This is a genomic window from Salinivibrio sp. PR6 (genome assembly GCF_001995955.1).
Classification (GTDB): Bacteria; Pseudomonadota; Gammaproteobacteria; order Enterobacterales; family Vibrionaceae; genus Salinivibrio; species Salinivibrio siamensis.
Map to the genome: position 1 here is coordinate 155,364 of NZ_MUFA01000005.1, position 9,736 is coordinate 165,099.

The 9,736-nt window shown below is 47.5% G+C and carries 14 protein-coding genes and 1 pseudogene; 7 read left to right on the top strand and 8 right to left on the bottom strand.

Annotated elements, in window-relative coordinates; all coding sequences use genetic code 11:
• Window positions 1-152 precede the first annotated feature (152 nt).
• Window positions 153-581, bottom strand: a complete 429-nt coding sequence (locus BZG72_RS05845) for an organic hydroperoxide resistance protein (protein WP_077486335.1) — start codon at window positions 579-581, stop codon at window positions 153-155.
• 179 nt (window positions 582-760) lie between these two features.
• Here BZG72_RS05845 and BZG72_RS05850 point away from each other — a divergent pair, with 179 nt between their 5' ends.
• Together BZG72_RS05850 and BZG72_RS05855 are read left to right on the top strand one after the other, a co-directional pair.
• Window positions 761-1,204 (top strand): MarR family winged helix-turn-helix transcriptional regulator, encoded by a 444-nt coding sequence (locus BZG72_RS05850; RefSeq protein WP_077666341.1) that lies wholly within the window; start codon window positions 761-763, stop codon window positions 1,202-1,204.
• A gap of 117 nt (window positions 1,205-1,321) precedes the next feature.
• Window positions 1,322-1,558: an RNA recognition motif domain-containing protein gene (locus BZG72_RS05855; protein WP_077666342.1), complete on the top strand. Its 237-nt coding sequence runs from the start codon at window positions 1,322-1,324 to the stop codon at window positions 1,556-1,558.
• Window positions 1,559-1,616: 58 nt separating this feature from the next.
• Here the strand turns inward: BZG72_RS05855 and BZG72_RS05860 are convergent, their stop codons facing one another.
• A complete protein-coding gene (locus tag BZG72_RS05860) occupies window positions 1,617-1,937 on the bottom strand; it encodes a HigA family addiction module antitoxin (protein ID WP_077577889.1) in 321 nt (106 codons plus the stop codon).
• Window positions 1,938-2,120: 183 nt separating this feature from the next.
• On the opposite strand from BZG72_RS05860, the gene BZG72_RS05865 reads away from it, so the two are divergent.
• Window positions 2,121-2,372, top strand: coding sequence for a hypothetical protein (locus BZG72_RS05865; protein ID WP_025739952.1), 252 nt, complete (start codon window positions 2,121-2,123; stop codon window positions 2,370-2,372).
• Window positions 2,369-3,196, top strand: a complete 828-nt coding sequence (locus BZG72_RS05870; protein ID WP_077666343.1) for a TauD/TfdA dioxygenase family protein — start codon at window positions 2,369-2,371, stop codon at window positions 3,194-3,196. The genes BZG72_RS05865 and BZG72_RS05870 overlap by 4 nt, the downstream gene beginning before the upstream one ends.
• A 13-nt stretch (window positions 3,197-3,209) precedes the next feature.
• Here BZG72_RS05870 and BZG72_RS05875 read toward each other — a convergent pair whose 3' ends face one another.
• Entirely contained in the window at window positions 3,210-3,719 is a 510-nt protein-coding gene (locus tag BZG72_RS05875; protein WP_077666344.1) for a GNAT family N-acetyltransferase, read from the bottom strand.
• 336 nt (window positions 3,720-4,055) lie between these two features.
• On the opposite strand from BZG72_RS05875, the gene BZG72_RS05880 reads away from it, so the two are divergent.
• Both BZG72_RS05880 and BZG72_RS05885 read left to right on the top strand, forming a co-directional pair.
• Entirely contained in the window at window positions 4,056-4,433 is a 378-nt protein-coding gene (locus BZG72_RS05880; protein ID WP_077666345.1) for a hypothetical protein, read from the top strand.
• Window positions 4,381-4,920 (top strand): hypothetical protein, encoded by a 540-nt coding sequence (locus BZG72_RS05885; RefSeq protein ID WP_131828026.1) that lies wholly within the window; start codon window positions 4,381-4,383, stop codon window positions 4,918-4,920. The genes BZG72_RS05880 and BZG72_RS05885 overlap by 53 nt, the downstream gene beginning before the upstream one ends.
• A gap of 173 nt (window positions 4,921-5,093) precedes the next feature.
• Here the strand turns inward: BZG72_RS05885 and BZG72_RS05890 are convergent, their stop codons facing one another.
• Window positions 5,094-5,537, bottom strand: a complete 444-nt coding sequence (locus BZG72_RS05890; RefSeq protein WP_077600484.1) for a hypothetical protein — start codon at window positions 5,535-5,537, stop codon at window positions 5,094-5,096.
• A 331-nt stretch (window positions 5,538-5,868) separates the two neighbouring features.
• Between BZG72_RS05890 and BZG72_RS05895 the strand changes: the two are divergent.
• Window positions 5,869-6,843 (top strand): annotated as a pseudogene (locus tag BZG72_RS05895) (IS30 family transposase).
• 83 nt (window positions 6,844-6,926) lie between these two features.
• Here the strand turns inward: BZG72_RS05895 and BZG72_RS05900 are convergent.
• The 4 genes from BZG72_RS05900 to BZG72_RS05915 all read right to left on the bottom strand — a co-directional run.
• A complete protein-coding gene (locus BZG72_RS05900) occupies window positions 6,927-7,526 on the bottom strand; it encodes a glutathione S-transferase family protein (protein ID WP_077666346.1) in 600 nt (199 codons plus the stop codon).
• A 1-nt stretch (window position 7,527) separates the two neighbouring features.
• Complete coding sequence (locus tag BZG72_RS05905; RefSeq protein WP_198930054.1) at window positions 7,528-8,679, bottom strand: YbfB/YjiJ family MFS transporter; 1,152 nt, start codon at window positions 8,677-8,679, stop codon at window positions 7,528-7,530.
• Window positions 8,680-8,810: 131 nt separating this feature from the next.
• Complete coding sequence (locus BZG72_RS05910) at window positions 8,811-9,410, bottom strand: methyltransferase domain-containing protein (protein ID WP_241832525.1); 600 nt, start codon at window positions 9,408-9,410, stop codon at window positions 8,811-8,813.
• Between the two features lie 8 nt (window positions 9,411-9,418).
• The coding region (locus BZG72_RS05915; RefSeq protein WP_158075449.1) for an integrase core domain-containing protein at window positions 9,419-9,736 on the bottom strand (318 nt) is incomplete at its 5' end.

The following is a 9,736-nucleotide window of genomic DNA, read 5'->3' on the forward strand; positions in this document are numbered from 1 at the left end:
GTCAATAGTCTTCGTGGTCAATAGCCTTTGCGGTCAATGCTGAGCACTCGAAGTTAGGGAGCACCGAACAACGTGCTGCTTCCATAAAAAAGCGGGCATAAAAAAGGGAGCCCTGCTACACAGCAGCTCCCTATCATAGCGTGCCAGTTAGGTTAAATCACTGACAATTCAACCTTAATATTGCCACGCGTGGCATTGGAATACGGGCATACCTGGTGTGCTTGTTCCACCAATGACTGCGCGGTGTCTTTATCCAGATCGCCAACCGATACTGCCAACTTCACGGCAATACCAAAACCGCCATCAATGGGACCAATCGACACTTCTGAGTTGATATGCGTATCTTCCGGCAAGGTGACGCCTGCTTTACCCGCCACTAGACGAAGCGCGCCAATAAAACAGGCCGCATAGCCGGCAGCAAAAAGCTGCTCAGGGTTGGTGCCTTCACCATCGTTCCCGCCAAGCCCTTTGGGGGTTGAAAGCGCAACATCTAAACGCCCATCATCGGATTTTGCAGACCCTTCTCGGCCTCCCGTAGCGGTCGCTTTTGCTGTATAGGCAACACTTTGTAGCTCTTTCATTTCACTCTCCTGTGTTCCAGTCCGCTTGCGGCTCACTGCTTCGCCCAGCAGGTGCGGTGAAGCCGCTTGCATCAGGTTTATTTATTTTGCATGCAAAATACTAGATCGCATGACCCAGCATTGCAAATACTTTGCGTACAAAATAAAATACTCATTAGACACACAGACAATGACAAGCCATGACCTATCCCCAATTACAGCTCAATAGCCAAATTTGCCACCGCTTGTATAAAGCCTCTAATGGGATTTCGCGCGCCTACCGAACCTGGTTGAGCGAGCTTGATCTCACCTATCCGCAATATGTGGTGATGATGGCGCTGTGGGAAGAAAATCAACTATCGATCGCCACGTTAGTCGAGAAGACGGGGATCGATGGTGGCGCGATGACGCAGATTTTGAAAAAGATGAGCGATAAAGACTTGCTCACCATCGTGAAAGACCAAGACGATAAGCGAAAGCGATGGGTCACCCTCACGGGCAAAGGCATTGAGCTGCAGCACCAAGCCGCTGCTATCCCTGAGAAAATCCGCTGCAAGTTTCCCAGCATTGATGATGAGCAAGCCCAGCACCTGATTGCGCTGCTGGATAAGATTAATCACGACTTAGGAGAAAGTGACGCATAACCGTCCGGAAAACGGCACCTGCGCAATACGCATCGGCAACAAAGGCAAACTATTGCTTGGTCGTGGCCCTCTTTACTGACACAATCGATGTTGTTACCTCGATATTAACGGACAACAATGAAACTTTTAGCTCGCAACCTTGCACGCACCACCACCGAACAAGAACTCCGTCAGCTGTTTTCTGAACACGGCGATGTCACCGAATGCACTCTGGTGCTGGATCAAGAGACCGGCGAATCCAAAGGCTTTGCTTTTGTGACCATGCCTGACGAGACACAAGCCAAAGCCGCGATGGCCGCCTTAAACCTCACCAGTGTTGCGAAAAGCAAAATCCGCGTGAAAATCGCGAACTAAGCAAAAAGCCCCCTTGCACTTACATCGGCTATGGGGCGGGAACGATAAGCCAACATGATCATACGTGCTGGCTTTTGTTTATGGTCGAGACTTCTGTCCATGGGCGAATACTATTCAGCTGATCTTCGAGCTCATGTTCAGTAATTTCAGTATCATAGGCGACTTGAGCACGCAGCCAATAGCCCTTCGATAATCCAAAAAAACGGCATAAACGCAGGTCTGTATCAGCTGTTATAGCCCGTTTACCAGCAATAATTTGACCAATACGCTGTGCGGGCACTCCGATTTCTTTAGCCAAACGATATTGCGAAATCCCCATGGGAGTCAGGAATTCCTCTTTTAGCAACTCGCCCGGTGTGACGGCTTCTACAGTACGCATGAGCGACCTCCTAGTGATAATCAACGATTTCGACATCTTTGCACTTAAACGATCGAATCATCTTTCAATAGTAACGCATTGCGTTAATAACGTAAAGCGTCACCAAACGATAGCTGATTGACAGCCTACGCCCGACTCGTCACTATCAAGTTTTCGGCATGTAGTGACACTCGAGCAGTAACAATGGCAAAACCGAATAAAAAAGGCCCCACCAAAACCATCGATATTTTCTGTAAACGCTGTAATGCGCCGCTGTTTAAATACCGCAAAGGCGGCAAAGGTGCATTGGTGAAGTGCTTTAAAGAAAGGATTGTTGAGGATGCCACCACCACGCCGTGTCACTGCCCTCAGTGCGAACAGCCCTTTGCGCGTGACACCCTGGTGCGAGGCACACCAGCCTATAAATTCATTGGCGGTAAGGTATGGTTCAAATGAAGATAACCCCGTTAGGCGATACGTTAGGGGCGCAAGTCGATAATATCGATTTATCCCAGCTTTCCGAGGCCGAGTTTGCGGCGCTGTATCAAGCATTTTTACGCTACAAAGTGCTTTTCTTTCGCGAGCAGCCTCTCTCGACCGACGACCATGTCGCACTGGCAAAACGCTTCGGCGAGCTTGAGCCACCTCACCCGTTTTTCCCACATCTGTCCGACAACGACCAAGTGGTCGTAATTGAAACCAGCCGCGGCAATCCACCCAACCAAAGCTATTGGCACACCGACATGACATGGCAAGCAGTGCCGCCCAAGTGCTCGGTTTTACACGCGCAATATGTACCAGAACATGGCGGGGATACGATTTGGTGTGATATGGCGGCAGTATGGGCCGATCTAACCGACGAAGAAAAAGCCGAGCTACGCCAGCTCAACACCATTCACGCGCTACACGCCTTTGAAGGCAGCCGTTACGATCATCAAGACGCCGACGGCCAGAGTGTTGTCTCGAAACGCGCTCAAGACTACCCGCCCATTCGCCGTGCCATGGTGCAAACCCACCCTGAAACCGGCCAAGACGTGCTATTTATTAACGAGCAATTTACTCGCGCGATTGCCGACTGGCCAGAGGCGGCTAGCCAACAACGGCTCGCGACACTGTTTAGTCAAGCACGCCAATCGAAATATCACGTTCGCTTTCGCTGGCAAAAACACTCGGTGGCTATCTGGGACAATCGCGCCACCCAGCACTACGCGGTAACCGATTATGGTGACGCCCCCAGACGATTACACCGTGTCACCGTTCAGGGGGACAGTGCTCAGTAACAACTCATGGCGCTCAGACGCGGGTATATTGATACAGATTGTTGCGATGCCCATAAAGCATGATTTGGCTTTGTAGCCGAAACCCTAGCTTTTCAAGCAAGCGGTTTGAGGGTTGATTGTCCGGTAAGGTAACGGCCTGAACGATAGTCAGCCCGCTTGCTAACAGGGTTGCTTCTAGTACCGCCTCGGCGGCTTCTGTGGCGTACCCTTGCCCGGTGTGACGCGATAAAAACGCGTAGCCTAAATCTGGATATACCAACTCATCGCGCTTAAGCACACCGCACATACCGATGGGCTCACCATCTTCCCGCCGTTCTAGCAGATTTAAACCGAAGCCATGTGCTTGATAACTCGCGAGCGGCCCGTGACGGAGATACTCGACTGCATCTTGTTCAGTACGCACGTTTTTATCCGCGATATAGCGTATAAACGACGCATCATTAAGCAGCTCAACAATAAACGGCGCATCGTCGAGTGTAAACTGTCGCACATTGAGCCTTTTTGACTCGCATATCAGAGTCATAAACCACTCGCCTACTGAAACATTCTATCGCGCCATAATCGCATATTGGCGCGAATAAGTATCTACGCTGGTAACCAACACTGATAAAAATCGGTCTTCACTAATGAAAACCTTCAAACCCCTCATCGGAGCCAAAGCTACAGACAAAAGCGTCCCGACGTGCAGCTACGCAATAAGCAACATCGGTTTCAAGATTGATGGGACGGAAAGTCAGGTGCATGGGTGTATCCCAAAAATTGATATTTACGTGATGACGCTCCAATATCATAAGGTTCTCTGTGACTCTTGTAAGTATTTACTTTTAAATACCGAGATAATGACTCACAGGGAACAGGTATGCCAGTATCAAGCTTTAAAGGTGATTTTTGCAATATAGATAGCTTTGAGCCTAGCGCTCAGACCCTTGATGGCATCAAGGAAATGAACAGGATAATCGATACTGCCAATGTACTTGAAGCAGTCTTATCTGGTGTTCCACTATTTCAACTATTTGCATCAAGAAGTGCGAATGGTTCAGTTATTATTGAGGGTTCAGCATCAGTAGTATCCACAGGTATTAATATCAGTATATATGACTGGAAAGGTTTCGCTGATGCATTTAAAAGTGTAGGAATTATTCGGCGCCGTAGACTGCAAGATCACGCTGATATGACAGCACTAAATGCAAAAGGAAAAGATTACGAATTTTGGAGATGTGTTTCTAATGCTCTGTAGAAAAGCCACCTTACTTTTACTGATAAGCCTTCCTATTGTAGGCCATGCCCTTACATGGGAAGAATTTTTAAAGTCCGAAATGGATCGCACTTATTCTGCACTAGAAGAAAAAGCAAGTAATTGCCGTAAAAATCGTCAACCATTAGAGCCGATCAAGGAAAGCTGGTTTGTTAATCTTAGTCGAAGCGAAAAAGTAGCAGCAACTGGTTATATTAAACATCTAGCAGAAATTGATTGCTGGGGAAAAGAGCTATCCTCCTACAACTCTGCATTGTTAGCATATACTTCTGAATCGAAAGATACACAGTACTTAGACGAGTGGCTCGAGCTATCGAATGTATATCGCAGTGACGACTTTAAGCATGAATTTGATGCACTCAACGTAAAATCGCTTGTAAAATGGTACAACCGACAATCAACAGTTATGCCTTTCGATATGATTGAGTTCCTTGAGCAATACCCTGAATTTCAGAATAGCAATGAATAGCCGTAGAGATAATACCTCGGGCAATAATACGATCAAAACCAAAGAATAATCAGCAGTTTCGGTAGCTAAATAAAACCCGACAATCGTATTGCGACTCTTGTTATCCCCGCTACTAATCAGTCAGCTAAAGAGTAGTTTGTTTAGAGCGGGAGTCCAATTAACCCACTATACACCTATCTCCAACGCCCTGCCTCTATCACATTTTTCAGTTCATCATAGAGCCTATCTAAATCTTCGTATCTTGACAAATCAGCCGTTAACCCATGGTTACCAAAGATTTTTATAGATTTTACCTTTCCCTTTGAACGCTTAACCTTGATCGTTTTAACGCTTTCCCACTCCATGATTTCTTGTGTGTCAGGCTCATAAGAAATCAATCCCTTGTCTGAAACTTCAATGGTATGATTTTCAGCGTAGTTTTTAAAATCGCATCTTCCTTTATAGTTTAATAGCGCAGGAACAGAGCAAAAAAGGCAAACATAAAGGAGATACTCAAGACTAATTACATCACCCATAAACCATGAACCAAAAAATATCAAAGAAGGCCAAAACATAAAAACACTAAGCGGCCCTAGATACAAATTTCTTGTTCTTTTATCTGCTATTTTAAACTTCATTAGCACTACTCTATCTAAATGTATAACGAATGACAGGGTTACCCTCTTGAATATCTTCCACACTGAGGTGCGACTTTTAATACCGGAGGTAGCTATATTTACTCATTCTTTTTTAGCGCAGGGCGAGCGCATGAGTGTTTATTTTTCAACCATCGCTGGTATGCCTGCGGCTAAGACCTTCTCCAAGAAGCTAGTATTCATGAGACAACGCTTCTGTTTTGATACCCCTGAATTCAGATAATAAGTGCAACACTCATGGTTAAACTGGCGAGAGGAAGTCAACTGCTGATAGTGGTACGCTTCTCATCGCCAAAATCAAAACGTGATTACCATGAGTTACCAGCAGTTGACCGAAGGACAACGATACCAGATTTCTGTCCTTTTGGCCCGTGGCTGTTCACAAACAGTCATTGCCGAAACCCTCTGTAAGTCAAAATCAACAATATCGAGAGAGCTAAGTAGGAACTGATTACCAGACGGCCGTTACGAGCCTGCTCAAGCTCAGCAGCTAGCGACAAGTCGACGTATACATGCCACCAAAAGGCGCATCCCTTCGATGACAATCGACTTTGTTAAACTCTGCCTGAACGTTGATTGGAGCCCAGAGCAGATTAGCCATGTGAGCACGCGGTTGAGCATGCCTGTCAGCCATGAATGGATTTATCAATATGTGGCAACGGATAAAGCGGCTGGCGGCAAATTATATAAATCATTGCGCCAAGGGCACAAACGCTATCGTAAGGGCAAAACAAGCAAGCGCTGTGTGATACCAGACCCCGTCTCTATCGATGAGCGGCCAGCCATTGTTGATACTCGTGAGCGTTTTGGTGACTGGGAAATCGATACTGTTTTAGGCAAACACGGCACAGGCGCGCTTGTCACTATTGCTGAACGAACCAGTCGCTTTTACTTGGCAAAAAAGGTGGGCAGCAAAAACGCTGATGTCGTCCGTGATGCCACCATTGAGCTACTTCGACCGTACGCCGCGCATGTGCACTCAATCACAGCAGATAATGGTTCAGAATTTGTCGGACACAAGGCAATAGCCGAGGCATTAGAGACAGACATTTACTTTGCTCACCCTTATTCATCTTGGGAGCGAGGTTTAAACGAAAACAGTAACGGGCTGCTCAGGCAGTATATTCCCAAGGGCACTGACCTGCGTGAAATCACTGAAGAAGAGGTGATGCAAGCAGTGGCCCGTTTGAATGCTCGACCAAGAAAATGTCTTGGTTTTAGGCAGCCTAGCGTAATCTTTAACAAGTTATGTCAGGCTGCAGACGAAAGTGTTGCACTTCGCGGGTGAATCCGCGGTCACGCTCATTACTATATTAAAAATTCACGGCTTAGATCCCTATTGATATTCACGAAAAACGTTCTTTCTAAGGGCTAGGTAAAGGCCGTTTCTTTGACACTTGCACGCTCTAAAAACCTCGTTAACCAGTCAGCGAGAAGTGGCTGGCTTTCACCCCATTGCAGCTCCGGTAATCGAAAATCGATATAGCTCAGCGCAACGCCAGTAACAATCTGGCCAAGGTTAATGTCGGACTGCATAACGTCAGTATTCACCCTATCCTCCAGCGTCTGAAGGCACCTGACAATGGCACTCTGTCGACGAACTCCGAGTACTGTACTATCGCTCTCTTTCCCAAAGTGCTTCCGATTAATAACCGTCATAAAAGCCGCATCGGTCAGGCCCTGACTCAGCCCCGAGAGAGCAAGGACATCAGTGTAGTTGGGTGCACCAAGCAAGCTGTTCGTCGAAGAAAGCCCGTCCAAGTATGACGCGATGAGAAGGGATTCTGATAAAGTCTCTCCCCTATCCGTTACAAGCACGGGAATTTTCCCATTCGGATTGGCGGTGAGCAACGCATTGTCATCCGCCCAAGGATCTATCCAGATGAGCTTCACATCATCCAACTGCTTTTCAATCGCGCAAATTCGGACAACTCTTGCATAAGGCGACGTCGTGTTCAGATACAGTTCCATATCAATTTTTCTCCATCTGTGTAGCTTTTCGAACGATAAGATATCGGGTTGATAGCAAGAGGACGCCGCTCGCCAGAATAATGGCACCAATGCTGAATAAAGCTTCATAGGTACCAAGAAAGCCGTAGACAAATGCCAGAGCGTACCCACCTGCTGCTTGAAATGCAGCGAACATGGCTGTGGCCATACCCCATATCTTTTTGTGACCAGCAGGCCCCATAATTTCTGAAAGTCGTCCTGCTGTGAGCGCAACAATGCCGGGGATCATGGCTCCGACGACAAAGGATGAAACGGTAATACTGGCCATCGATACCGATATAACCGGTAATGCCGTCGCGATGGACTTTGCCAGAAACCCTGACAGCAGAGCCCCGTGCCAACCGAACTTTTTGGCCGCCCTCCCGGCAATGAAAGGTCCGAAAACAGCACCGACACCCAGAATAGCCCATTGGAAACTCGCGATGGTCTGCCCCATACCGACTTCACGTGCAAGATAATCTACCCAGAAAACCGTATGGGGAACGAAGCCGACTCCGTCCATCGCATACGCCGCCATGACTATTCCTATGCTCCACTTCTGTGCAGCGGTTAAGCCCTCTGACCCATTTCCTGCATGGGGAATAGCTGGTAATGATTTCAAGCCTGCGAGCGCCCTATCGGCGACAAGACCAGCCGCAACAGCAAGCACCCCGAGCCCAATCCAGGCTAAAACAAGCCCCACATTTAACAATAACGGAATCGCGGTGGCCGACAAAAAAGCCCCAATTCCGATACCGGTAAAAACCATCGCTCCAGTAGCTGGTCGTTGTGACGCTGGCGTACTTGAGAGAGCCAGAGACGGACCGACAACCATCAAGGTTGCGCCGGCAAAACCAGACACAAATCGCCAGATAAAGAACCACGCGAAGCCGATCGGGCTCAGACAAAGAAAGAAGCTCAACGCGACTGCGATATAAGCGCCGCCAAGCACATAACGGAGTTTGTATCGTTCAGAGAGGGTGTGCGCGCCAATCGCTCCACCGAGATAGCCGAGCAGATTCGCGGCCCCCAAGTATGCCGCTTCCGTGGCCGTAAACCAGTTGGCTTCTACGAGTGCAGGAATAATTGGTGTGTAGGCGAACCGCGCTACGCCTATTCCCACAAATGTTGCCATCGATCCGACGAGCAACGCAGAGAGATTGAATCTGCTCGGTCTCATATTGTTATGCCCTCCATGGCGCTAAGTGTGCCAGGCTCATAGCCTTATTCAGACTGGGAGAGCCTCAGACTCATTTTTTAGATGCTTTAGGGTGTAGCGTGAATGAATAGGTATAGAGCAAACCCCATTGTTTCTCGCCCCCACCTCAAATACGCATCTTTCCAATGTCGTCTCATTTTTACTTTATCCAATAGCTCGATATTTTCAGGGTCTAGCAACAACTCGCGTTCAGCAGCTAGCCAAAACGAGCTTTCAAACGTATCCCAATCTTGATAAGAAGAATGGACGACATAAGCGCATTTAAGGCCTAGTTGATTTCCTGCTTTTATATTTTGAAGGTTTGAGCGTAACTCTAGCGGATCAATACCTGTTGCGAGTAAGTACTCTTTATCTGGTTCTTTTCGCCAATACGCATCCCCAAGTACAATTACGCCATTAGACGCTATGAGAGCCTTCATGTCAGACAATGCATGGTCTAAAGCTTCACCAACATCGCCAAAAGCATGAGTAGAGCCTAAGCTAAAGCACGCATCAAATACGCCCCTAGGCAGTTCCACATCTTTGAATGCTGCATTATGAAAGGTGACTTTATCTAAATAAGGCTCCAAGTTTTCCTTGGCTTTAGCAATCTCCCTTTCATCAATTTCAATGACTACCGCCTGATGTTGATCCACTTTAACGGACACGTCTTTCGTTAAGTACATTGTTTTTCAAACGCTATCGGCGACATATAGCCAATGCTACTGTGTAACCGTGTTCGATTATAAAAGTACTGAATATATTTTCTGAGCTTCTCTCGTAAGTGCCTTAAGTTAGCAATCGGTGCATCTTTGATTAACTCGCCCTTAAGCGATTTAAAGAACGACTCGACTTCTGCATTATCCGTGCATTTCCCTGGCCGATTCATGCTCTGCTCAATACCGTGTTCCGCCAGTAAATGTCGCACCCTATCCGCACAATACTCGCGCCCTCTGTCGGTATGAAATAGCAGCCCCCGTTTAGGCTTTCGGCT

What these genes read in the sequence shown, in the direction of transcription:
- BZG72_RS05890 (WP_077600484.1), bottom strand. Translation starts at nt 5,537, where the DNA reads ATGAAGTTTAAAATAGCAGATAAAAGAACAAGAAATTTGTATCTAGGG.
- BZG72_RS05870 (WP_077666343.1), top strand. Translation starts at nt 2,369, where the DNA reads ATGAAGATAACCCCGTTAGGCGATACGTTAGGGGCGCAAGTCGATAAT.
- BZG72_RS05875 (WP_077666344.1), bottom strand. Translation starts at nt 3,719, where the DNA reads ATGACTCTGATATGCGAGTCAAAAAGGCTCAATGTGCGACAGTTTACA.
- BZG72_RS05845 (WP_077486335.1), bottom strand. Translation starts at nt 581, where the DNA reads ATGAAAGAGCTACAAAGTGTTGCCTATACAGCAAAAGCGACCGCTACG.
- BZG72_RS05850 (WP_077666341.1), top strand. Translation starts at nt 761, where the DNA reads ATGACCTATCCCCAATTACAGCTCAATAGCCAAATTTGCCACCGCTTG.
- BZG72_RS05880 (WP_077666345.1), top strand. Translation starts at nt 4,056, where the DNA reads ATGCCAGTATCAAGCTTTAAAGGTGATTTTTGCAATATAGATAGCTTT.
- BZG72_RS05865 (WP_025739952.1), top strand. Translation starts at nt 2,121, where the DNA reads ATGGCAAAACCGAATAAAAAAGGCCCCACCAAAACCATCGATATTTTC.
- BZG72_RS05885 (WP_131828026.1), top strand. Translation starts at nt 4,381, where the DNA reads ATGCAAAAGGAAAAGATTACGAATTTTGGAGATGTGTTTCTAATGCTC.
- BZG72_RS05905 (WP_198930054.1), bottom strand. Translation starts at nt 8,679, where the DNA reads ATGGCAACATTTGTGGGAATAGGCGTAGCGCGGTTCGCCTACACACCA.
- BZG72_RS05900 (WP_077666346.1), bottom strand. Translation starts at nt 7,526, where the DNA reads ATGGAACTGTATCTGAACACGACGTCGCCTTATGCAAGAGTTGTCCGA.
- BZG72_RS05860 (WP_077577889.1), bottom strand. Translation starts at nt 1,937, where the DNA reads ATGCGTACTGTAGAAGCCGTCACACCGGGCGAGTTGCTAAAAGAGGAA.
- BZG72_RS05855 (WP_077666342.1), top strand. Translation starts at nt 1,322, where the DNA reads ATGAAACTTTTAGCTCGCAACCTTGCACGCACCACCACCGAACAAGAA.